Below are 23,507 nucleotides of genomic sequence, written 5' to 3' on the forward strand. Positions count from 1 at the left end.
CCTTGATTGTCGGGGCCACCGCTTAGACGATACCGCTGCTGCTGGCACCCGCCTTGGCCGGCCGGCGTTCCGCCGCCTGGCTGCGATATCCGCTGGACCGATAGAACGCCACCGGATCGATCGCGCCACCCGAACGCAGACGCGCCATGGCCAGAATCGCACTGACGTCGGTGCGGTATGCGTGCTTGAGCGTTTGCGCCGACTGCAGTGCGTCGTTGGCTTCCTGGTACTGGCGCAGGGCCGCACGGTCCACCAGATTGGCCTGGACGAAAGCGCGCTGCACCTCGACCGCGCTGTTCATCAGGCTTTCAATCGGATCGGTCACGTTGTGCGACTGGTCCAGCATGTAGGCCGGCGCGAACGAGGCGCCTTCGCGTTCGGCCGCATCGGCCAGCTCGTTGAAGACCAGGAACAGCTGGAATGGATTGATGCTGCCCGAATCCAGATCGTCGTCGCCGTACTTACTGTCGTTGAAGTGGAAGCCACCCAGCTTGCCGAACTGCGCTAGCCGCGCGACGATCATCTCGATGTTGGTGTTTGGCGCATGGTGGCCCAGGTCGACCAGGCATTTGGCCTTCTCGCCCAGGGTTTGTGCGCAAGCGAAGCTGGTGCCCCAGTCGGCGATGGTGGTGGCGTAAAACGCCGGTTCGAACAACTTATGCTCGATGAACATGTTCCAGTCGGCCGGCAGCGCGGCGTAGATGCCGCGCGCGCTGTCCAGATAACGCTCCAGCGCACCGCGCAGATTGTGCTGGCCCGGGAAGTTGGCGCCATCGCCCACCCACACCGTCAACGCCTTCGATCCCAGCGCCCGGCCCAATTCGATACATTCGATATTGTGTTCGACCGCCTGGGCGCGCGTGGCGGCGCTGTGCGCCGTCATGCTGCCGTATTTATAGGTGTGCTCCTGACCCACCTGGTCCTGGAAGGTGTTGGAGTTGACGGCGTCGAAGTACAGGCCATGGCTCTCGGCCTGCTGGCGAAGCGCCGACGGGTCCGAGGTTTTATCCCACGGGAAGTGCAGCGACACGCCGGGGGTGGCGCAAGTCAGTTGATGAATGACCGCGCAATCCTCGAGCTTTTCGACCACGTTGCGCGGCTCGCCTTTGCCCGGAAAACGGGCAAAGCGCGTGCCGCCGGTGCCGGCGCCCCAACTTGGCAAGGCCACTGCAAACTTCTGCGCCTGCGCGGTCAGTTTTTCGATGTCCTGGCCACGGCGGGCCAGCATGCCGCCCAGCGCCGCATAGTCCTCGTCCAGATTGGCGCGCAGCTTGGCGTTATGTTCGGCCACGCGGCCGCTGTCGATGATCGTACTTGCTGTGGAAGTCATTAGGTCTCCTTCGTTATTTTTATAGTGACTGCTTAGCGCGTGAATGCGCCAGCGTTGCCGGCATCGACGTTGAGGATATTACCGGTGCTCTTGCCAGCCTTGTCGCTCGCCAGGAAGTACACCGCTTCGGCGATGTCTTCCGGCAGAACGCTCAGTTTCAGCATGCTGCGGTCACGGTAGAACTTCTCGACGTCGTCGGCCTCGATTTTATTCGACTGGGCGCGTTCCTGCTTCCACTTTCCGTCCCAGATGCGCGAGCCGCGGATGACGGCGTCCGGATTGACGACGTTGACGCGGATGCCATGCGGCGCGCCTTCCAGCGCGATGCAGCGCGCGAGGTGGATTTCCGCCGCCTTGGCTGTGCAGTAAGCCGACGCGCCGGCCGATGCCACCAGGCCGTTTTTGCTGGCGACGAAGACCATGCTGCCGCCCAGCCCCTGCTGCTTCATGATGCGGAAGGCGGCGCGGCTGGCCAGGAAGTAGCCGGTCACCAGGATGTCCTGGTTGCGCTGCCAGATTTCCAGCGTGGTGTCTTCCAGCGGCGCCGACGAGGCGATGCCTGCGTTGGAGATCAGCAGATCGACGCCGCCGAAACGCAGCGCCGCCGCCTGCAGCACGCTTTCCACCGCTTCTTCGCTGGTGATGTTGGCGACGATGCTGCCGACGCTGTCCTTACCGGCCGACTTCACCAGATCCGCGTGCGCCTGCGACAGCGCCTCCGGATCGATATCCGTCAACATCACGCAAGCGCCTTCCTGCAGCAGCTGTTTGGCGACCGCCTGGCCGATGCCGCCGGCGCCGCCGGTGACCAGCGCGATGCGGCCGGCCAGGCTTTTCGGCTTGGGCATGCGCTGCAGCTTCGCTTCTTCCAGCAGCCAGTATTCGATGTCGAAGGCTTCCTGCTCCGGCAGGCCGACATAGGTGTCCACACCGTTCGCGCCGCGCATCACGTTGATTGCGTTGACATAGAACTCGCCGGCGATGCGCGCGGTGGCCTTGTCCTTGGCGAACGACAGCATGCCGACGCCGGGAATCAAGTAGATGATCGGGTTGGCGTCGCGCACGGCCGGGCTGTTATCGTGCTTGCAGCGCTCGTAGTAGGCCACATAGCCGGCGCGGTATTCTTCCAGTGCCTGATCGAGACCGGCAACCAGCTTGTCGAAGTCCGGCTTGAGCGGATCGAAGTCGATCACGAACGGACGGATTTTGGTACGCAGGAAGTGGTCCGGGCACGAGGTGCCGAGGGCGGCCAGCGGCTGCAGGTCGCGGCTGCAGACGAATTCCAGCACGGCCGCGCTGTCGTCGAAGTGACCGAGTTTGTATTCGTCGCGGCTGATTTTACCGCGCAGCAGCGGCATCAATTTGGCCGCCAGGGCGCTGCGCTGCTCGGACGGCAGTGGCTCGATCGCCTGGCCGCCGAACGATGGCTGCTTCGAGTTCGCGGCCAGCCATTCCTCTGCGCGTTTGATGATCGCCAGCGTGGTCTCGTAGCAGGACTTGGCGGTGTCGCCCCAGGTGAACAGGCCGTGGCCTTCGAGGATGATGCCCTTCAGGTTGGGCTGCGCCTTCGATACTTCCTCCAGCTTCAGGCCAAGGTCATAGCCTGGACGCTGCCATGGCAGCCATCCCAGTTCGCCCTCGAAGATTTTTTGCGTGAGCGCCTGGCTGCCGGCGCAGGCGGCGATGGCGATCACCGCGTCCGGGTGCATATGGTCGACGTGCTTGCGGGCGATGTACGCGTGCAGCGGCGTGTCGATGCTTGCTGCGCGCGGGTTCAGATTAAACGTGCAATGCGGCAGATAGGCGACCATCTCGTCTTCCAGCGCCAGGCCGCGATAGCGCCCTTTCAAGGCGTTGAGCTTATCCATGTACAGCGTCGAAAAACCGTCAAGCTTGATGCTGCCAAGGTCGCCGCCGGAGCCCTTCACCCACAGCACCTCCACCTGCTCGCCGCTCAGCGGATCGGCCATCATCACCTTGGCCGACGTATTGCCGCCGCCGAAATTCGTGATACGCAGGTCCGAACCGAGCAGGTTCGAACGGTATAGCAACAGCTCCGGCTCGCTCATGGCTGCCGCAGCTTTGTCGTCCCACAAAGAAGTGATCGGGGCTTGCTGCTGGGTTACATTCATTTACTGATCTCCGTTATTTGATTGTGCGTTTCGTCTTTGCGTTTCATACATTCCATGCCGCTTTTGGCAACTGTAACCAGTAGAAATCAGCGGCGCATGGGTGTCAATGCGCAAGCGCTCAAGTTGGTGACCAAGTAGGAAATAATCATATCGATGATCAATAGGTGATTGGATCGCGAAATCGGTATCGAAACAATCAAAGATTTGATCGACTAATGATTGACGGACGATTTTGAAATGTTTAGTCTTAGTAATTAATAAAGTCACACACCGGATCGGTCCCCCAGAAAACTGTGGCAGCGACGGTAGTAGTGACGAATAAAAGGAGACAGGAATGGTAAATCACAAGCGCCGTAAACGTTTGCTGAAGTTGCTCGCCGAACATAATACGGCCAGCGTGCCGCAATTGGTCGACTGGCTCAGCGCCTCCCCAGCGACGGTCCGCCGCGATATCAGCTGGCTCGCCGCTCGAAGTCTGCTCACCCGCACCCGTGGCGGCGCCGCGAACCTGGAGCAGAAAAAACGCAGTTTCACCCTCACCAGCGAGACCTTCCAGCACAATATCCAGTGCTACGCCGAGCGCAAACGCGCCATCGCCCGCCATGCCGCCGGCATGTGCACCGAAGGCGAAACGATCATCATCAACGGCGGCACGACCACCTTCATGATGGCCGAATTCCTGGTCGACCAGCACCTCAAGATCCTCACCAATTCCTTCCTGATGGCCGAACGCCTGCTGGTATCGAGCGAGAACGAGATCATTGTCCCCGGCGGCAAAGTCTATCGCGAGCAGAACGTCATCCTCAGCCCCTTCGATAACGACATCACCCAGCACCACTACGCCGCCAAGATGTTCATGAGCGTCTACGGCCTCTCGCTGCTTGGCCTGATGGAAGCCGACCCGCTGCTGATCCAGGCCGAGAAGCGCCTGATCTCGCAAGCCGAGGAACTGATCGTTTTGGTCGACAGCTCCAAGTTCGCCAAGAAGGCGGGCCTGATCCTGTGCGGCTTGAATCGCGTATCAACCGTCATCACCGACACCTACGCCTCCGATTCGGCGGTGCAGCTGCTCGAGCAGTCCGGCGTGCGCGTGGTGACCGTGGAACCGGAAGCGATCCCCGCCCAGCACAATGCCAGCCAGTTCAATCCACCGTTCGACTACCAGTCGGCCGCGATGTATCAATCGGAGGTATCGCATTGAAGCGCAGGAAGATCGTATTGGCGGCCGTTGCCGCCGGCCTGCTCACGGCCATCGCCGGCTGCGGCGAGAAAAAAAATGAGAACATGCGCATCGCCATGGTCGTCAAAAGCCTGGGCAACGGCTTCTTCGACGCCGCCCACACCGGCGCCAAGGATGCGGCCAAAGAGCTGAAAAACGTGGAGATCATCTACACCGGCCCGACCACGCCTAGCGCCGAGGGCCAGATCGAAATCATCAACTCGCTGATCAGCCAGAAGGTCGACGCCATCGTTATCTCGGCCAACGATCCGAACGCGCTGGTGCCGATCACCAAAAAGGCCATGGCGCGCGGGATCAAGGTCATTTCCTTCGACAGCGGTCTGGCGCCGGAAGGCCGCTTGATGCAGCTCAATCCTTCAAACGCGGATTTGATCGGCTTGAAGCAGATCCAGATGGCGTCCGATGCCATCGGCGGCAAAGGCGAGATCGCGATCCTGTCGGCGTCGGCGCAGGCGACCAACCAGAATATCTGGATAGGCGTGATGAAGAAGACGCTGCAGAAGCCAGAGTTCAGCAACATGAAACTGGTTGCCACCGTCTACGGCGACGACCAGTCGGACAAGAGCTACCGCGAGGCGATCGGCCTGTTGCGCAGCAATCCAAACCTGAAGGCGATCATCGCTCCGACCACGGTTGGCATCAACGCCGCCAGCAAGGCGGTGGTCGATGAAAACCTGGTCGGCAAGGTGTTCGTCACCGGCTTAGGATTGCCGTCCGAGATGGCGGGCCATGTCAAGAGCGGCGCGGTGCGCGAGTTCGCGATCTGGAACCCGATCGACCTCGGTTACGCCGCCACTTACGCCGCGTACGACTTCGTGAAAGGCCAGCCAACCGCCAAACCGGGAGGCAGCGTATCGGCCGGCCGCATGGGCAGTATCGCATTGGACGCCAACGGTGAAGGCGCGATGGCGCCGCCATTCACCTACGACAAAGGGAACGTCGACAAGTTCTCCAAGATCTTCTGAGCTGGAGTCCTATGAATATCAATACAACCCCGGTCCTGCAATTGACCGGGATCTGCAAGCGCTTTGCCGGCATCGTCGCGTTGAACAACGTGGCGCTGTCGGTGCGCGCGGGTGAAGTCATGGCGCTGATCGGAGAGAATGGCGCCGGCAAATCGACGTTGGTCAAAACCCTGACCGGTATCTATCGTCCGGACGAAGGCTCGATCGAGCTGGCCGGCCAACCGATCAAGTTCGCCAACGCGCAGGATGCCATGCGCGCGGGCGTCACGGCCGTGCACCAGGAAACCGTGATGTTCGACGAGCTGACCGTGGCGGAGAATATCTATGTCGGCCGCCAGCCTTGCAAGGGCGCCTCCGGGCGCATCGACTGGCGGACAATCGAGGCCGAGGCGGAAAAGCTGTTTGCGCGGCTCGAGGTGAACCTGCCGGTGCGCGCGCGCGTCAAGGACTTGAGCGTGGCCCAGCGCCACTTCGTCGAAATCGCCCGCGCGCTGTCGCAGGACGCCCGGGTGGTGATCCTGGACGAGCCGACGGCCTCGCTGTCGCAGCGTGAGATCCACGAGCTGTATCGCATCATCGGCCAGCTGCGCGCGGCCGGCACGGCGATCATCTTCATCACCCACAAATTCGACGAGATCTTCGCGGTCGCCGACCGCTACACGGTGCTGCGCGACGGCCAGTTCATCGCCGAGGGCGCGATTGCAGACGTCACCGAAGCGGAGCTGGTTGCCTTGATGGTCGGCCGCACCGTGAAGCAAGCCTACCCGAAAGCGGATGTGACGCCGGGCGAGGTGCTGCTGGAGGTGAAAAACCTCTGCCATCCGACCGAATTCGACGATGTCAGCTTCTCGTTGCGGCGCGGTGAAATCCTCGGCTTCTATGGCCTGGTTGGCGCCGGGCGCTCGGAAGTCATGCACGCCATCTTTGGCCTGAGCACCGCCGCGCGTGGCACCATCAGGCTGGATGGCAAGGAGATCTGCGTGGGTTGCGCGGCCGACGCCATCAAACATGGCATCGCCTATGTGCCGGAAGACCGACAACATCAGGGCGCGCATCTGTCGCTACCCATCATGCAAAACATCACGCTGCCGATATTGTCCAGGGTCGGCTTCTTCCTACGTGGACGCCGGGCACAGGAAACCGCCATCGCGCGACACTACGCCGAGCAGCTGGAATTGAAGGCGGCGCACCTGACGCAAAACGTCTCCGAGCTCTCGGGCGGGAATCAACAGAAGGTCGTGTTGGGAAAATGGCTGGCGACCAATCCAAAAGTGATCATCCTGGACGAACCGACCAAGGGCATCGACATCGGCTCCAAGGCCGCCGTGCACCGCTTCATCGGCGAGTTGGTGAGCAAGGGCCTGTCGGTAATACTGGTGTCGTCGGAACTGCCGGAGGTCATGGGGCTGGCCGACCGCATCGTCGTGATGCATCAAGGCCGTATCGAGCATACTTATAACCGCGCGGACGCCACGCCGGAAAATATCGTGGCCGCGGCCTCGGGCTGCGCGCTGCCAGTGGAGGAATGCGTATGAAGGCGCTGCTGAAAATGCGCGAAGTTCAACTCGCGCTGTGCACCGTCGCACTGATTATATTGGTGGGCACGCGCGCACCGGTGTTTGTCACCGGTTCGAGCCTGGCCAATCTGCTCACCGACAGCACCTTGCTGATCATGCTGGCGTTGACGCAGATGCTGGTGATCGTCACGCGCGGGGTCGATCTGTCGGTTGCCTCCAGCCTGGCGCTGGCGGGGATGATGTCGGCGCTGCTGGCGTCGCGCTTCCCCGAGCTGCCGCTGCCGCTGGTGATGCTGGCCGCAGTGGCCATCGGGCTGCTGCTTGGTTTGATCAACGGTTACCTGATCGGCTACCTGGATTTGGCGCCCATCGTCGTCACGCTGGGCACCATGAGCGTCTATCGTGGCCTGGTGTTCGTGCTCTCCGGCGGCGCCTGGGTGTCGTCGCACCAGATGCCTGCCGACTTTGTCGCCTTCCCGCTGGCGCGCCTGTTCGGTGTGACGCATCTGGTGTGGATTGCCGCGTTGACGGTGCTGGCCGCGTGGTATGTCGCAAAGCACAGCCGCTTCGGCCGTGATCTTTACGCCATCGGCAACGAGCCGTTCTCCGCGCGCTATGTCGGCATCCCCATTGCCAGCCGTTTGATGTGGACCTACGGCCTGTCCGGCGCCATGGCCGGCTTGTGCGGCTACCTTTGGGTGGCGCGCTACGCCGTCGCCTACACCGAGATCGCATACGGCTTTGAATTTACCGTCATCGCGGCGTGCGTCATCGGCGGCATCAGCATTGCCGGCGGCAGCGGCAGCGTGGCCGGCGCGGTACTGGGCGGCTTGTTCCTCGCCGTGATCGGCAACGCACTGCCGGTGGTGAAGGTGTCGCCCTTCTGGCAAAGCGCGCTGACCGGCGTCGTGATCCTGACGGCGGTGCTGATCAACGCCCGTGGCGGCAGACCTATCGGCCGGCAGATCCTGCCGCTGCACCTGAATAAATCCAACGCAACCGGGAGCGCTGCGTGAATACGAGTACCGTGATGTCCAATTCCGCCACCGCTCCTGAAACGGCCGGCTCCTCGCGCTACATCATCGCAGACCGTCCCGGCTTCCGCTTGGGCGCTCTGCTTGGCCGCTGGGAAAGCCTGCTTGCGCTGCTGCTGGTGGCCGCCTTCGCGGCCAACGCCATCATGCTGCCGCACTTCCTCGACCTGTACAACCTGGCCGACGGCACCTTCAACTTCAGCGAAAAAGCGCTGATCGCGCTGCCGATGGCATTGTTGATCATCTGCCGTGAGATCGACATCTCTGTTTCCGGCATCCTCGCGCTGTCGTCGGTCGCCATCGGCCTGGCGCACGCCAACGGTGTGGCGCCGGAACTGCTGCTGCCGATCGCACTTGCCGCCGGCACAGCCTGCGGCTGGCTCAATGGCATCATGGTCACGCGCTTTCGCCTGCCGTCTATCGTCGTCACCATCGGCACCGTGTCGCTGTTCCGGGGCCTGGCCAGCGTGGTGCTGGGCGATAAGGCGTTCACCGGTTATCCGCAGGTGATGGCCGATTGGGGCCAGGGCTACTTCTTCGGATTCATTCCGCGCGAGTTCGTGATCCTGCTGCTGTTCGCGGCGCTTTTCGCTTTCGTGCTGCACGCGACGACCTGGGGCCGGCGCATCTACGCCATCGGTAACAATCCGGTCGCGGCGCGCTTCTCCGGTATCGCCGTCGACCGCTATCGGCTGGTGTTGTTCATGCTGACCGGCGCCATGGCCGGACTGGCCGCCTACCTGCTGACGGGACGTATCGGCAGCACCCGTCCGAACATCGCCATGGGCTGGGAGCTGGAAGTGATCACGATGGTGATCCTGGGCGGCGTCAGCATCGCGGGCGGCGCCGGCACCATCGGCGGCGTGATGCTCGCGGTTCTGACGCTGGGCACCGTCACTTACGGTCTGTCGCTGGCCAATATTCCAGGCATCTACATGACCATCGTGGTCGGCATTCTGCTGCTTGCGACCATCGCCCTGCCACGGCTGCTGCGCGGTCGCAGGACCGCCAAATGACCTCGCCGCGCGAAGCGACCATCGTCCTCGATATCGGCAAGACCAACGTCAAGCTGGTGCTGATCGATGTCGATGGTGCGGTGCTGGCGGAGCGCCGCAGTCCGAATACCATACGCAAAGGCGCGCCGTATCCGCACCATGATACGGATCGCATCTGGGCCTGGATGCTGGACGGGATGCAGCAATTTTCCGCGCTGGCGCGGGTCGGCGCGATCGTCAGCGTAACCCACGGGGCCACGGCGGCGCTGGTCGATGACGATGGGCTGGTGCTTCCGGTTCTGGACTACGAGTTCGAGATGCCCGCCGGGCAGGATGCGCACTATGCGGGCCAGCGCCCGCCCTATTCCACGACGTATTCGCCCGAACTGCCGGCCGGCCTGAATCTCGGCAGGCAACTGGCGTGGCAGGCGCAGACCTTCCCTGAGGAATTCTGCCGCGCCCGACACATCCTCATGTATCCGCAGTATTGGGCATGGCGTTTGAGCGGTGTGGCGGCAAGCGAGGTCACATCGCTCGGTTGTCACACCGATTTGTGGCAGCCCGCCAGCCAGCAGTATTCATCGCTGGTCGAGCGCATGGGATGGAGCGACCTGTTTCCGCCGCTGCAGCCGGCTTGGGCGCCGCTTGGTTTTATAAAAGCGGAACTGGCGCGGCAGACCGGTTTGCCGGCCGGGTGCAGGGTTTTGTGCGGCATCCACGACAGCAATGCGTCGCTGCTGCGGCATTTCGAGCGTGCGGATGACGGCCAAGGCGATACGCCGGCAGTGCTGTCCACCGGTACCTGGGTGATCGCCGCCGCGCCGGGCAAGCCGCTGGATGGGCTGTGCGAGGGGGACGACATGCTCGCCAACAGCAACGCGATGGGTCAGGCCGTGGCGTGCATGCGGTTCATGGGAGGTCGCGAGTTCGGGGAACTGGCCGGCGCGGATCTGGAGGTGTGCGGCGTTGAGGATTTGCGCTTGCTGATCGAACGGCAAACGATGGCGCTGCCGTGCTATTCGCAGGCGGGTGGTCCGTTCGCGGGACGCACCGGGCAGATTATCGGGTTGGCGCCGCAGGACAACAGGCAGCGTTACGCGCTCGCCACGCTGTATTGCGTTTTGATGAGCGACTACTGTCTGCAGCAATTGGGTGTGGACGGCGCGGTGGTCGTCGAGGGCAGCTATACCGGCAATCCCTGGTTCGCGCCGTTGTTGGCGGCTTTGCGTCCGAACCAGCAGATCACCAGCACGGACGACACCAGCGGCACCACGTGCGGAGGATGGATGCTGCACCACTGGGGCAGCGCGCCGCCGGTTCGGAGTGCGACGGCGGAGGCGCTGCGGATCGATGGGTGGGGCGAATACCGCCGGCGGTGGTTATCCGTCGTGGCGGCGGCCGCATAACGTCGTATTTACCTCGTCAATTACGCTGATCGGCTACCGGCACGCCGAAATCGGGACTGCCGTCCGCGTTCCAGTGCAGAACCTGCGCGCGCGTGTGGCGGTTTGGATCGTTCAGCGGATCGCCGACGATGTCGCGGTAGTTACGCGCGTGGTAGACCAGGATATCGGTCTTGCCATCGGGCGTAGTCGTAAACGAGTTGTGGCCCGGCCCATACTGTCCATTCGCTTCGCTGCTGACAAACACCGGCTTGGCCGATTTGCTCCACGTGCCTGGCTTGAGTAGATCGCCTCCCACCGGCGCCGTCAACAAACCCAAGGCGTAATTGGCATCGGTCGCGCTGGCCGAGTAGCTGACAAACACCCGGCCGTTTTTCACCAGCGCCGCGGGCGCCTCGTTGACCGCGTACTTGACCTTCTCCCAGTCATACTCGGGTTTCGTCAACAGCACCGCCGGGCCTTTGATCGATGATGGTGTATCCATCGCGGCGATGTAGATATTGGTGGCATGCGCCTTCGATTCCTGAGCAACCTGCGTCCACAGCAAGTAGCGCTTGCCGTCCAGCGCGAACGTGGTGGCGTCCAGCGAGAACGACTCCCAGCCAGTTTTGAGCTGCCCCAGCTCTTTCCATTCGCCTTCCAGCGGATTGGGCGAGCTATTTTCCAGCACGTAGAGACGAATATCCCAAATCTTGTCGGCGGCGCCGGCCGTGAAGTAGATATACCACTTGCCGTCGATGTAGTGCATCTCCGGCGCCCAGATGTGCGCGCCCATGATGCCGCTGGCGTGCTTGCGCCACACCACCTTGGTCTCTGCAGCGCCAAGCTCGTTGAGCGAGCGCGCGCGCCGCAGTTCGATGCGGTCGTATTCGGGCGCCGTGGCCGTGAAGTAGTAATAGCCGTCGCTGTGCAGCGCTACCTGTGGGTCGGCCCGCTGTTTGACGAGCGGGTTGTTGAATACCGGTTCCGCCGCCGATGCGACGAGCACGAACGAAAAAACAGCGGCCATGCAGGCCGCCGTTTTCAGTCCGCGCGCAATAAACGCTTGCGCCATGGATGCCCTTAATTTTTAAACGACACACTGACAAAGTAACGACGTCCAGACCATGCCAACTCGTTCACGCGGAACGTATCGCCGGCGTCGGTGGTCTGCGCCTGGTCCGTCAAGTTCTTACCTTCGATGGAGAAGGTGATGTTGTCATTGTAGCGATATTGGAACTTGGCGTCGAGGAAACCGGTCTTCTCCTGGAAGTTCGGGTTGCCCGAAACGTCGTTACTGCCGGTGTAAAAACGGTCGCGATAGTTGTAGGCGAGACGGGCGTTGACCTTGCCCAGGTCATACCACAGGGCGACGTTGTAGCTATTTTTCGACAGTCCCGCATACGGCAGCACGGTGCCATCCAGGATGTTCAGGCGCTCCGTCCCCGGCGCGTATTTGTATGTCATGCGGGTGTAGTTGGCGTCGCCGCCGAAGCCACCCAACCAGCCGGGCAGGAAGGTGAAGGCTGTGCGTGCCGTCAATTCGACGCCCTTGGTGGTAGCACCCTTGCCGTTGATCGCTTGCGTGACGTCGAACCGTTCACCGTCCTTAAACAGGTCCACGCCTTTGACGATCTGCTTCTCCAGGATATAGCTGTCGATGTCCTTCTTGAACAAACCCACGCTGACCTGGCTGTCGGCGCTTGGATAGTATTCGAAGCTCAAATCAGTGTTCTTGGCTCGGAATGGCTTCAGATCTGGATTACCTGCAGTGCAATCATCGTCGCCGTCGCCGCCGAAGACCGCCAGGCCGCTGTTACGGATGCAGCGGGCATTCGGCACCAGCAGGTCGACACTTGGTCGCGACATCACCTTGGACAATCCGAATCGCACCATGAACTTGTCCGGAACCACCCAGCCCATGACGTTCAGGCTAGGCAGATAGTCGTGATACGTATTCTCGACCGAGGCGATGCTGGTGCCGTATAGGTAGTCGGAATAGCCGCTTCCGCTGCTTGGGTTAGCGAGGCGCACACCGTAGGTCTGCGAGCCGGTGGACTTGTCGCGCGTGCCGGTATAGCGCACGCCGACGTTCCCCCAGATCTGGTGGTCATACAGTTCGGTGTCGAAGTCGACGCGCAGATAGGCCGACTTGATACGCTCTTCGACCCGATATACCGGCACTTGCGGGTGCATGTTGCCGTCGGTACCCAAGCCGTTGTAAATGGTATCGAAGTTGAACCCGGCGGGGTTGAAGAACTGCGTCGCCTGGCTGTAGACCGGCGCGAGCCACCCACTCGGGATATTGCTAACCTTGTCGTAGCCACCGAAGAACGTACCTGGAGAGCGACCGCGCACGGCGTCGACCAACTGCGCCATCTGGGCGGCGCTCAGGTAGCCGCTTGAAGTGGGCGCGTTGACGGGACTGAAGATATCGGGAGGGCGAATCACGCCCGTCTTGTTGTTCGGATCGTAGGTCAGCGTCTGATTCGCATTGGCCCCGCCGACATTGATGTCGTCCGCCGTGCTAACCAGATCGGCGCCGCTACTGAGCTTATAGGGGTCGCCTTTGTACTGTTGCGCCGAGGCCTTGCGCGCCTGGACGCCGAACCATACCTTGCTGAAGAATGGCGTCGACAGACGGTACTTTAAATCCAGCTTGGCCTGGTCTTCGTCGTTTTTGGTTTCGTAGGGCCGGTATTGCAGCTCGGCGCGTACATAGGAGCTGCTGTCGTCGGGCGAATAACCTTGCGGGAAGGTGAAGTGCGGCATGCCCTGGTTGTCGAGCGAGACCTTCAGGCCTGGCGCGTTCTGGGTCAACACAATGCTGTTGGTCTCGTTGTGGTAGTTCGAGCGGGACGTGCCGCCCAAGCCCTCGACCTCCAATGGTCCGTTCTTGTAGGTGAAGCCCGTGCTCACGTAGCGCGAATCGATCTTCAGGTCGAAGTCGCGCGCCGAGGTGCTGAAGGCGCCCTGCGCGCCGCTTCCAGCCACGTAGGTGCAATTGCCGACGGTGTAGTCGGTGACATAGTGGTTGGTGACGGTCATCCCTGCCGGCGTGGCATTGGTCGGCGCGGCGACGCAACTGCCCCCGGAGGGCACACCCGAGGCGTTGTAGGTCGGCGCGACGCCAGCGTTGGCCAAGCGGTTGACCGCCGCGAAATCGGTGCCGAAGTTGCGATCGTTGAGGCGTTGGTCCTGCTTGTTGCCCTGGTAGGTCACGTAAGCTTTCAGCTCGTTGCTGAATTTGTACTGCGCCGTCAGTTCGGCCGACGATCGCTTATGGTCGCGGGTCCAGATGCCGTAACGCGGCACGCCCGGCGAATAGTCGTACCACTGCGAGCTGCAGGCGGTGCGCTGGGCCGGCGTCAAGGCGGTCGACGCGCAGCCGGACGCTTCCGATATGCCGGCCACCGTCGGATCAAGCGAAGTGACGGTCTTCTCGGGCGAAAAGTCCCAGTCGCGCAGGAAGCGCCAGCTGGTGTTGCGCGTGTAGTCGTTGCGTGTGCGGACGTCGTCGTACACCACGTTGGCCATCACCCCGAGTCGGCCGTCGAGGAACTGGTCGGCGATCAGCAGGCTGGCGCGCGGCTGCACGCCGCCACGGCTGGACGACTGCTCGCCCGACAAGGTGCTGGCGATGGTGAACTTCTTGAAATCGAGCGGCTTGCGGGTGGTGATCACTACGGTGCCGCCGACGCCACCCTCGGTCAGGTCGGCGGTGCTGCCCTTGTATACGTCGATCGAGGAGATCAATTCGGAGGCCAATTCGCGCAGCTCGGCGCCACGACCGGCGCCTCCGTTGGTGCCCAGCACCGACATGCCGTTGACCTCGACCCGGTTCAGGTTTGGCTCCACGCCGCGAATCGAGATCTGCGAGCCTTCGCCGAAGTCGCGCGTGAGCTGCACGCCGGTGATGCGCGACAGCGCCTCGCCGACGTTCTTGTCCGGGAACTGGTTGATGTCCTCGGCCACAAGGGAGTCGGAGACGGTCGAGTTGCGGATCTTGCGGTCGATCGCCGACGCCACCGACTTGCGGGTGCCGACCACGGTGACGACGGCGGGCGCGGCGTCGTCCGGCGCGCGCGGCACGGCCGCCGGCTGCGAGGTGGAAGCGGCCGGCTCGTTCGACTGCGCCAGCGCCGCGTTACTGGCCAGGAGGGAGGCGACCGCCGACGCCACCGCCGCTACGATGACACGCTGGGTGGTACGGCTGCCGGCCTGCTTCGAATGTTTGTTTGCTGCTTTCACTACCGCGTTCATTACTGTGCTCACTTTGGTCTCCCGTCGTCTCGGCCTTGTATCCGGCCGGTGTTTTTGATCAGCTTGTGAGCGCATTCTAGTAGTCGCTTGCGCATAAAAATCATCGCCCGCTCAAAGAATCACAATGATGATCACCGACCGCTCTACCTTTAGAATCTGGCAGTGCAGCATTTATTCGCGTTAGACTGTGACCATGACGACCTACGACACCTTTAAATCGCGCGCCGGCCAGGCGCTTCCCAAACTCGACGCCTCCGAGATCCGTCGCATCGAGCGCTTCGGCGCGCGCGCCTGCTACCGCGACGGCGAGATGCTGTTCGAGGCCGGCCGCAGCACCTTCGGCATGTTCGTTTTATTGAACGGGAAAATCCGCATCAGCCGCTATGACGGACTGGGAAATACCTCGGTGATCACCGAACATCTGCCGGGCGAATTCGCCGGCGAGATGAGCCAGCTCTCGAACGCGCCGTCGCTGGTCAACGGCCACGCGATCGGCGCCGTCGAAGTGCTGGTGCTGACCACGCAGTCGCTGCGCGCGCTGCTGGTGGCGGAGGCGGAGCTGGGCGAGAAAATCGTGCGCGCCTTCATATTGCGGCGCGTCGAACTGATGGACAACGGCGCCAGCGGCGTGGTACTGATCGCAACAGCCGGCCATCCGCGCGTGCACGCGCTACAGGGCTGGTTGAACAGCAATGGCATACCCAACAAGCTGCTCGACCCGCAGGCCGACGAACAGGCGCGCGCGCTGTGCGAACATTATCACCCGCTGCCGGAGGACATGCCGATGGTGGTGTGCCCGGACGGCAGCGTGCGGAAAAACCCGACGACGGTCGAACTTGGGCGCTGTCTGGGCACGCTGCCGGAGTTGAACTCCAACCAGGTGTGGGACGTGATCGTGGTCGGCGCCGGACCGGCCGGGCTGGCGACGGCTGTGTATGCGGCCTCCGAGGGCTTGTCCGTGCTGGCGCTGGAAACGCGCGCTTACGGTGGCCAGGCCGCGGCCAGCGCGCGCATTGAAAATTACCTGGGCTTCCCGACCGGGATTTCAGGCCGCGCGCTGGCCGGCCGCGCCTACGTACAGTCGCGCAAATTCGGCGTCGAACTGGCGATACCGGCGCCGGCCGGACGGCTGGTGTGCGACGCCTATCCGCTGCAGGTGGAAATGTGCGGCAGCCTGCAACGGCTGCAGGCGCGCACAGTGGTGCTGTCGTGCGGGGCGCGCTACCGCCGCCCTTCCCTGGCCAACCTGACGCAGTTCGAGGGCAAAGGCGTCTACTACTGGGCCTCGCCGCTGGAGGCCAAGCTGTGCGCCAGCGAGGAAGTCATCCTCGTCGGCGGCGGCAATTCGGCCGGCCAGGCGGCGGTGTTCCTGTCCGGTTTCGCGTCGCGGGTGCATATGTTGATACGTAGGGACAGCCTGGCGGCGACGATGTCGAGCTATCTGATCGAACGCATCGAGGCGACGCCCAACATCGTGCTGCACACGCATTCGGAGATCGTCGCCCTGGAAGGCGGCGGCGAGGATGGATTGCGCCAGGTACGGGTGCGCGACAATCGCGACGAGGTCGAAACCGACTATGACGTACGTCGCCTGTTCCTGTTCATCGGCGCAGATCCCAACACCGGCTGGCTGGGCGACTGCGGCGTGGAGGTCGACGCCAAGGGCTTTATCCTGACAGGCTACGACGCGCCGGGATGCTCGCTCGACAGCAGGCAGGCCAGCCTGGAGACCAGCGTGCCGGGCGTGTTCGCGATCGGCGACGTGCGCGCCAACTCGACCAAGCGGGTGGCCGCCGCCGTCGGCGAAGGCGCCGCCGTGGTGTCGCAGATCCATGCGTTTCTGGCCCGGCAGGAACTTGAGCAGTCGGTCAAGTGAACGCCGGCGTGTGACGGACTATCACTAATTCCTTTCGGCCAACGCAACTGTTTCTTCGCCGCGATGACGAGGGCTCCTCGCTCACATCAATCAACACTTATATAGGTTGAACTTAACTGATGAGCCTTGTCTAACCCCTGACTAAAACTTACAGTCAAGGAGTCAGCGATGACATCGCCATATTCATTCTGGACCTGGTCGCCACAATTTTACTTCCCCTGGAGCGGAGGAGTAATGCAACAGATCGACCCCGATCTGACGTGGTTCTCACACTGGATTACCCCCGGTGCAGGCAACGCGGCAATTGAAGAGAAAGCCTTTAGCGACGTTGCGTCGTACGGCAAACAGCTCGGTTTGATCACCGAGGTGTTGCTGGCGATCGTGGAGGAAACATCACTGACCGCCGAGCCCAAGGCGGTGGACGATTTGCGGCAAATACGCAACCGCATTGAGATGCTTAAAACCGTCGAGTACACGCTGGCGAACGACCAGATCGTCGCGCAGGTGAACAAGATCCGCGAGCGCGGCGGGTCGGATCTCAACGAGCTGACCATGCAGCTGTTGCCGCTGCTAACGGACCAACGGCAACCTGGGTTGAAAAATCTGTCCAGCTAGCGAGCCGGCAACTTAGCGGCGTAAACCGTACCAAGCGCAAGCGACGGTCGGTACCCCAAGTGCGACGGCGGATACGTAATCCCACACGCCGTCGCCTAGCAACGCCGAGATCAAACCGATCGCCGTCAGTATCGCCAGCATGATCGGCGCTCCCCACATGTGCACGAAAGGACGACGGACACGCCGGGCTTGACGATTGGCCGCGCCGCTCATCGCGCATCCCCTTCGGTCGCGTAGGCAGGCGCCTGCCGGTCCGCGCCGACATCCTGGTCGTTGCGGGCCGGTGCCTTGGCCTGCACCCCACGCTTCAACCACAGATACACACCGCTGCCGAGCACAAAGATGGTGGCGATATCGAGCATCGCCCACAGGAACTGCATCCACGCGCCACCGTAGTCGCCGAAGTGCAACGGCTGCGACACCAGCAGCGCCGTCAGATACCAAGGCAGTTTGCGGCGATCGGTAATCTCGCTGGTTTGCGCATCGATCAGCACCGGTTTGTAAAGGCGCGACGTCAGCGCCTCATTGCCATGCATGAAGATGCCGTAGTGATGCGGGCTCGAGAACGCGGTGCCCGGGAACGCCACAAAGGCCACTTGCATGCCCGGTTCGGCGGCGACGGCGTTGTCCATCGCTTTCTGCATCGAACCCAGCTTGCTCGGCAACGCCAGATTCTTGTAGGGCGCGGTCATCTCGGCCATTTCGGTAGATTGCCAGTACTTGACCAGCAGATCGGCCCAAGTGTTGATCATGCCGGTGGCGCCCACCACCAGCGCCCACGTCAGCGTGACGATGCCCAGCATATTGTGCAGGTCGAGCCATTTGACGCGCGGGCCGCGCTGGCGCCGCACCTCGCCGAATTCCAGTTTGCGCATGAACGGCGCGTACAGCACGACGCCGGAAATGAGCGCCACCACCAGCAACAACCCCATGAAGCCGAGGAACAATTTGCCCCACAGGCCGGCGTACAGATCGACGTGCAGGTGGAACATCACGCCCAGGAAGGTGCCTTCGAAACTCGGCTCGGCCAGCACCTTGGCGGTGCGGGCATCGACGGCGACCGACTTGAAGGCTTCGTCGGTCGGATGGTCGCCCATCGTCAGATACCAGATCTCGCGCTCGTCGGCCTCCTGCGACATATACATCACCAGCTTGTTCGGATAGCGCGCCTTGCCGGCGGCGATGACGGCATCCAGATCTGCCTTGGGCGTATCCGGCGCCATCTTCGGCGCCTCGATGGCATTGCCCAGCAGGTGGTCGATTTCGTGGTGATAGATCAGCGGCAAGCCGGTCAGGCACAGCAGCAGCATGAACACGGTGCAGACCAGGCTGCTCCATTTATGAATCCAGGCCCAGCGGCGAACGGTAACAGGTGTCATTTGAAGTAAGTCGGCAAACCGGAAATTGCAATGATAATGCAAATCACTCTCATTTAGTAGCAAAACAGGAGTCTCCGGCGGTATAATTGAGAATCGCTCTCATTTACTTACCAAAAATAAAACATGCACACTCCACATCTCAAGCTTTCCCCGCTCGCATTGGCCGCAATGCTGATGATCAGCGCCGCCGCCGCCAACGCGCAAACCCAGGCCCCAGCGGTCGACAGCGCTGACGGCAAGATGCCGACCGTCGTCGTCAGCGCGTCGGCGGACGCTTCGGCCGACGGCCTGACCAAAGACTACGCCGGCGGCCAGATCGCGCGCGGCGGCCGTCTGGGTTTGCTGGGTAATGTGGACATGATGGATACGCCGTTTAATACGCTGAACTTCACGCAAGCCGTGATCCAGGACCAGCAGGCGCGCAGCGTGGCCGACGTGCTGCAGAACGATCCGTCGGTGCGCGTGGCGCGCGGCTTCGGCAACTACCAGGAGCTGTACGTGATTCGCGGCTTCCCGGTCAACTCGGACGATCTGGCCTACAACGGCTTATTCGGGCTGCTGCCGCGCCAATTCGTCGCTTCCGAGCTGCTCGAGCGGGTGGAAGTGCTGCGCGGCGCGAATTCCTTCATCAACGGCGCGGCGCCCGGCGGCGGCGGTGTCGGCGGCTCGATTAACCTGCTGCCCAAACGCGCCAGCAACAACGCGCTGACGCAGTTGACGGTCGGCGTGGACAGCGGCGGCCAGGGTTACGGCGCAATCGATATCGGCCGCCGCTTCGGCGAGAACGGCAACACCGGCATCCGCGTCAACGCGGTGCGCCGCGACGGCGACACGCCGATCGACGGCGAGAAGCGCGAGCTGTCGGTGGCCTCGGTCGGTGTCGACTTCCAGGGACGCGGGTTCCGCCTGTCGGCCGATGTCGGCTATCAGAACCACAATCTGGAAGACGCGCGTCCGAGCGTGACCGTCAACCAGGGCATCGCCCTGCCCTCCGCGCCGGACTCCGACAGCAACTGGGCGCAGAAGTGGACCCACTCGAAGGAGCGCGACACCTTCGGCACCTTGCGCGGCGAAGTCGATCTGGCCAAGGACACGGTGGCGTGGGCCGCCTTGGGCGCGCGCAGCGGCGACGAGTCCAACATCATCGCCGAACCGACCGTCAGCAGCACCGGCGGCGCGGCCAGCGCCTACCGCTTCGACAACGTGCGCCACGACAGCGTGCGCACCGGCGAGGTCGGCGTGCGCACCAAGCTGCGCACCGGCGCCATCGGCCATAGCCTGAGCGCGACGGCGTCCGGCTTCTGGCAGGAGTCGCGCAACGCCTACGCGTTCAGTAACTTCGCCGGCTTCGCGACCAACATCTTCAATCCGGTCGCTGTCAGCGCGCCCGTCCCCGACTACTTCGTGGGCGGCGACATGAGTAACCCGAGACTGACCTCGAAGTCCATCCTGTCGAGCTACGCGCTGGCGGACACGTTGTCGATGCTGGACGATAAGGTGCTGTTGACGGTCGGTGTGCGCCGCCAGAACATCAAGGCCGACAGCTACGACTACAATTCCGGCGTCTCGATTTCACATTACGACCAGAGCAAAAACACGCCGATGGCGGGCATCGTTTACCGTCCTGTGAAAGCGGTGTCGCTGTACGCGAATTACACCGAGGGTCTGCAGCAAGGGCCGGTGGCATCCGGTGATGTCGACAATATCGGACAGGCGTTCGCGCCTTACGTATCGAAGCAGAAGGAAATCGGCGTGAAGTACGATGTCGGCACGGTGGGCGCCAGCGCGGCGGTCTTCAGCACCAAGCAGCCATCGGCGTATGTGCAGGACAGGATCTTCGGCGTCTTCGGCGAGCAGCGCAACCGTGGCCTGGAGATGACCGTGTTCGGCGTGCCGACGCGCGGCCTGCGTGTGTTGGGTGGCTTGACTTTGCTCGACGCGGAACAGCGCGTCACGGCAGGCGGCGTCAATCAAGGCAACGACGTGATCGGCGTGCCGAAGACGCAGCTAAACATCGGCGCAGAGTGGGATGTGCCGGGCGTGCGTGGTTTGAATCTGAATGCGCGCGCGTTGTACACGTCATCGCAATACGCGGATGGCGCCAATACGCAGGAGCTGCCGTCGTGGACCCGTTTAGACATCGGTGCGAGTTATGTCGCCACCATCGCGGATCGCAAAGTCACCTTCCGCGCGCGCATCGACAACGTCGCCGACAAAAACTACTGGGCGTCGGCAGGCGGCTATCCGGGATCGGGCTATCTGGTGCTTGGTTCGCCGCGCACGGCGGTGTTGTCGGCGACGGTGGATTTTTGATGTGATCGCTATCTCTCAAACGTACTACTCGGCGCCAGCTCCTCTCACGTAAGGGCTACCGATTCAAACGTGACTGGTGGCGAAGCTTGGCGGATTGCGCATCGCTAATCCGCCCTACCTAGTTTAGATTGACGCGGAAGCCTCCAGCCCCATCACGCGAGGCTCAGTATATCTCGCGGCGCAGGCGCTGCATTTGCATGTCGTGACGCTCGACCCAGCGTCGCGCCTCGTCCAGCTGCCACTCCAAACGGCGAATAAAGTCGATCAGCTCGCGCCGCTCCTGCTCGCGGCGGCGGTCCTGTTTCTTGGACTCGTCATTGACCTGGCGGTCCTTGGCATCTTGCGCGCCACGTATATCGCGCTCCAGGCGTCCGAGCCGCCGGTTGGCGTCGTACAATCGACTTTCCAGATCGCTGACGTCGCTGAGCGCCTGCGCGCGCTTCATCGACGCCACTTCGAAATCCTGGCCGCTGACGTAGGCGCGCTTTAACTGGTTGCGCAACTCGCCGCGACATACTTCCACCGCCATGCCGGTGTTGGCGCGACCGCGTTCGAAGGCATTGTCCGGCACGCAGTATTTGGCGTTCTGCTCTTCCCACGCCTTCGTGTACATGTCGCGCGTCGATGGAATGACAAACACGCCGTCGCGCGATGCGCTGGCCATGCGCTCCTCGAGCATGAACGGTTTTCCGTAGCCGTCCTCAAGGCCCGCCTGGCGCCAATGGCTGTCCAGACGATTTTCCCAAGCCTTGCGGTATTCGGACTCGAACACCTTCAAACCCCTTTGACGGGCCTCCTTGCCGCGCGTGCCGAACTCCTTGCCGCTGACGGCATCCTGCGCGCCGAGGTTGCGCCAGTAGTTGACGATTTCCGCGTTCCACGCCATGCGATACACTTCCTCCTGCACCTGCACCCCGGCGTCGCGCGCGGCCGTAGCGCGGTCGCGGAAGTGGCTGTCCGGCGTGCCGTTGCGGGCGTCGGTGAAACCTGCGTCCTGCCAGAAGGCGCGGTTGCCGGCGTGCCAGCCGTTGGTATATGCCGCTTCGTCGAAGCGCAGTTGCGCGCTTGCGGCGCGTGCGCGGCTGTCGTCCTTCTTCGTCAGCGGCAGGCCTTCGGTGCCTTCGCGCTTGCCGATATCTTCCCAATACTGCGAGTTCCCCCGCAACCAGCCTTCGTCGTAGGCTGCCTGGTTCAATGGCGTCTTGCGCTTGCGGACTTCCTCACCGGCCGCGCGCACCGCGTACTGCGACTGCTGCAAACCCTTGGCGCCGTCGATGGCGCCCACGGCCGACCACATCTCCCGGTTGCCCTGCTCCCAACCAGCCGTGTAGCGCGCGCCGGCATCGGCGGTGGCGGGCTTTTTCTCGTCGCCGTGATCGTCGCAGAAGTCCTTGCGGTCGGCGAACGTGGGCGGTGCACCGTCAAGGCCGTCGGTCCTGCCGATCTGGTTCCAATCTCCGGTCTTGCAAGCTTCGATGCGCTGCTTCATCGAAGCGCCACAACCTCCCAGCACCAGGGGCAAAACAAGCATCAGCGGCAGCAGGCGGGCGATAGAGATCATGAGGTACACAAAAAAGTTTTAGCCGCGAGATTATAAATCCAAAAGTTACACGGATGATAATCTTCAATCCACGTGCGGACCGACCGTGGCTTGCGCATCACGATTTGACGAGGTTTCCGATAGAGGGCGTGGAGATGATTGAGATGTGCTGGCGCGCCGTGCCGGCCGCACCGCATTTGGACGTCGACACGCATGCGCACATCGCCAGTGCCAGGGCGGCGGTGTAAGTCATTAGATTGAAACGGTTCATGATGCTCCCCTTGTTGAGTATGGAACAATCATTTTGCTCTGGTGGAATGTTTTACTTCTAATCCAGATCAAGCGGAAAGCAATCATTCGCTATAATCCTGCGTACTCAACAACAATGAAGAAAGCTTCGGATGATCAAGCGTTTGCGTAATTCCATCGCGGCCGGCGTGCTGCTGCCGTTGTTGGCTTGCCTGTCGGGAGCGGCTGCGGCCGACACCTTCGAGACCATCGAGTCGGCGCCGCTGAAGGAAGTGTGGCTAAATGGCGGTTTCTATTCGTATCACTTCGACCGCGACAGGGATCTGAACGACAGCAATCCGGGCCTGGGGGCGGAGTACCGGTTTTCGACTGTGGCGTCGGCCACCGCCGGGCGGTTTTATAACAGCGACCGCGCTTATTCGAACTACATCGGCGTGTATTATCAACCGTTCAAGGTCGGGCCGGTGCGGCTGGGCGCGGTGGTGGGCGGGTTTAACGGCTATCCGAAGATGCGCGACGGCGGCTGGTTTCCGGCGGTGATACCGACCGCCAGTTTCGAATATAAAAGCGTGGGGGTGAACGTCGCCTTTGTGCCGAAGTACAAAGACCGGTTGTATGGCGCGCTGTCGATCCAGCTCAAATTGAAGGTATTCGACTAAAAAAACCGCGGTAGTCCG

17 protein-coding genes are annotated in these 23,507 nt (G+C 62.3%); 10 read left to right on the plus strand and 7 right to left on the minus strand.

Going from position 1 to position 23,507, the window contains the following annotated elements; genetic code table 11:
- Positions 1-22 precede the first annotated feature (22 nt).
- Entirely contained in the window at positions 23-1,330 is a 1,308-nt protein-coding gene (gene rhaI, locus ACZ0BA_RS08545; RefSeq protein ID WP_463450862.1) for an L-rhamnose catabolism isomerase, read from the minus strand.
- Positions 1,331-1,362: 32 nt separating this feature from the next.
- A complete protein-coding gene (locus ACZ0BA_RS08550) occupies positions 1,363-3,462 on the minus strand; it encodes a bifunctional rhamnulose-1-phosphate aldolase/short-chain dehydrogenase (protein ID WP_463450863.1) in 2,100 nt (699 codons plus the stop codon).
- A gap of 334 nt (positions 3,463-3,796) precedes the next feature.
- On the opposite strand from ACZ0BA_RS08550, the gene ACZ0BA_RS08555 reads away from it, so the two are divergent.
- From ACZ0BA_RS08555 to ACZ0BA_RS08580, 6 genes are read left to right on the plus strand one after another with little or no spacing between them, the layout of a single operon-like run.
- Positions 3,797-4,663 (plus strand): DeoR/GlpR family DNA-binding transcription regulator, encoded by an 867-nt coding sequence (locus tag ACZ0BA_RS08555; RefSeq protein WP_090318706.1) that lies wholly within the window; start codon positions 3,797-3,799, stop codon positions 4,661-4,663.
- Complete coding sequence (rhaS, locus tag ACZ0BA_RS08560; RefSeq protein WP_463454727.1) at positions 4,654-5,667, plus strand: rhamnose ABC transporter substrate-binding protein; 1,014 nt, start codon at positions 4,654-4,656, stop codon at positions 5,665-5,667. The genes ACZ0BA_RS08555 and rhaS overlap by 10 nt, the downstream gene beginning before the upstream one ends.
- Positions 5,668-5,678: 11 nt before the next feature.
- Positions 5,679-7,202 (plus strand): sugar ABC transporter ATP-binding protein, encoded by a 1,524-nt coding sequence (locus ACZ0BA_RS08565; RefSeq protein ID WP_463450864.1) that lies wholly within the window; start codon positions 5,679-5,681, stop codon positions 7,200-7,202.
- Positions 7,199-8,200, plus strand: a complete 1,002-nt coding sequence (locus ACZ0BA_RS08570; RefSeq protein ID WP_463450865.1) for an ABC transporter permease — start codon at positions 7,199-7,201, stop codon at positions 8,198-8,200. The genes ACZ0BA_RS08565 and ACZ0BA_RS08570 overlap by 4 nt, the downstream gene beginning before the upstream one ends.
- A 14-nt stretch (positions 8,201-8,214) precedes the next feature.
- Positions 8,215-9,234: an ABC transporter permease gene (locus ACZ0BA_RS08575; protein ID WP_463454728.1), complete on the plus strand. Its 1,020-nt coding sequence runs from the start codon at positions 8,215-8,217 to the stop codon at positions 9,232-9,234.
- Positions 9,231-10,619 carry an FGGY-family carbohydrate kinase gene (locus ACZ0BA_RS08580; protein ID WP_463450866.1) on the plus strand — a complete coding sequence of 463 codons (1,389 nt, stop codon included), beginning with the start codon at positions 9,231-9,233 and terminating at the stop codon, positions 10,617-10,619. The genes ACZ0BA_RS08575 and ACZ0BA_RS08580 overlap by 4 nt, the downstream gene beginning before the upstream one ends.
- 16 nt (positions 10,620-10,635) lie before the next feature.
- Here ACZ0BA_RS08580 and ACZ0BA_RS08585 read toward each other — a convergent pair whose 3' ends face one another.
- Entirely contained in the window at positions 10,636-11,625 is a 990-nt protein-coding gene (locus ACZ0BA_RS08585; RefSeq protein ID WP_463450867.1) for a glycoside hydrolase family 43 protein, read from the minus strand.
- Between the two features lie 53 nt (positions 11,626-11,678).
- The gene (locus ACZ0BA_RS08590) at positions 11,679-14,846 is read right to left on the minus strand and encodes a TonB-dependent receptor (protein WP_463450868.1); all 3,168 of its coding nucleotides are present in this window, start codon (positions 14,844-14,846) and stop codon (positions 11,679-11,681) included.
- Positions 14,847-15,051: 205 nt separating this feature from the next.
- On the opposite strand from ACZ0BA_RS08590, the gene ACZ0BA_RS08595 reads away from it, so the two are divergent.
- Together ACZ0BA_RS08595 and ACZ0BA_RS08600 are read left to right on the plus strand one after the other, a co-directional pair.
- The gene (locus tag ACZ0BA_RS08595) at positions 15,052-16,734 is read left to right on the plus strand and encodes an FAD-dependent oxidoreductase (protein ID WP_463450869.1); all 1,683 of its coding nucleotides are present in this window, start codon (positions 15,052-15,054) and stop codon (positions 16,732-16,734) included.
- A gap of 234 nt (positions 16,735-16,968) precedes the next feature.
- Positions 16,969-17,349 carry a hypothetical protein gene (locus ACZ0BA_RS08600; RefSeq protein WP_463450870.1) on the plus strand — a complete coding sequence of 127 codons (381 nt, stop codon included), beginning with the start codon at positions 16,969-16,971 and terminating at the stop codon, positions 17,347-17,349.
- A gap of 209 nt (positions 17,350-17,558) precedes the next feature.
- Here the strand turns inward: ACZ0BA_RS08600 and ACZ0BA_RS08605 are convergent, their stop codons facing one another.
- A complete protein-coding gene (locus ACZ0BA_RS08605) occupies positions 17,559-18,728 on the minus strand; it encodes a PepSY-associated TM helix domain-containing protein (protein WP_463450871.1) in 1,170 nt (389 codons plus the stop codon).
- A gap of 123 nt (positions 18,729-18,851) precedes the next feature.
- On the opposite strand from ACZ0BA_RS08605, the gene ACZ0BA_RS08610 reads away from it, so the two are divergent.
- Positions 18,852-21,041 (plus strand): TonB-dependent receptor, encoded by a 2,190-nt coding sequence (locus tag ACZ0BA_RS08610; protein WP_463450872.1) that lies wholly within the window; start codon positions 18,852-18,854, stop codon positions 21,039-21,041.
- A 163-nt stretch (positions 21,042-21,204) separates the two neighbouring features.
- Here ACZ0BA_RS08610 and ACZ0BA_RS08615 read toward each other — a convergent pair whose 3' ends face one another.
- Positions 21,205-22,602, minus strand: coding sequence for a DUF2799 domain-containing protein (locus tag ACZ0BA_RS08615; RefSeq protein ID WP_463450873.1), 1,398 nt, complete (start codon positions 22,600-22,602; stop codon positions 21,205-21,207).
- A 97-nt stretch (positions 22,603-22,699) separates the two neighbouring features.
- Positions 22,700-22,852 carry a hypothetical protein gene (locus tag ACZ0BA_RS08620; protein WP_463450874.1) on the minus strand — a complete coding sequence of 51 codons (153 nt, stop codon included), beginning with the start codon at positions 22,850-22,852 and terminating at the stop codon, positions 22,700-22,702.
- 130 nt (positions 22,853-22,982) lie between these two features.
- Between ACZ0BA_RS08620 and ACZ0BA_RS08625 the strand changes: the two genes are divergently transcribed.
- Complete coding sequence (locus tag ACZ0BA_RS08625) at positions 22,983-23,489, plus strand: hypothetical protein (protein ID WP_463450875.1); 507 nt, start codon at positions 22,983-22,985, stop codon at positions 23,487-23,489.
- Positions 23,490-23,507: the final 18 nt, after the last annotated feature.

The sequence above is a fragment of the Duganella sp. AC917 genome (genome assembly GCF_979258245.1).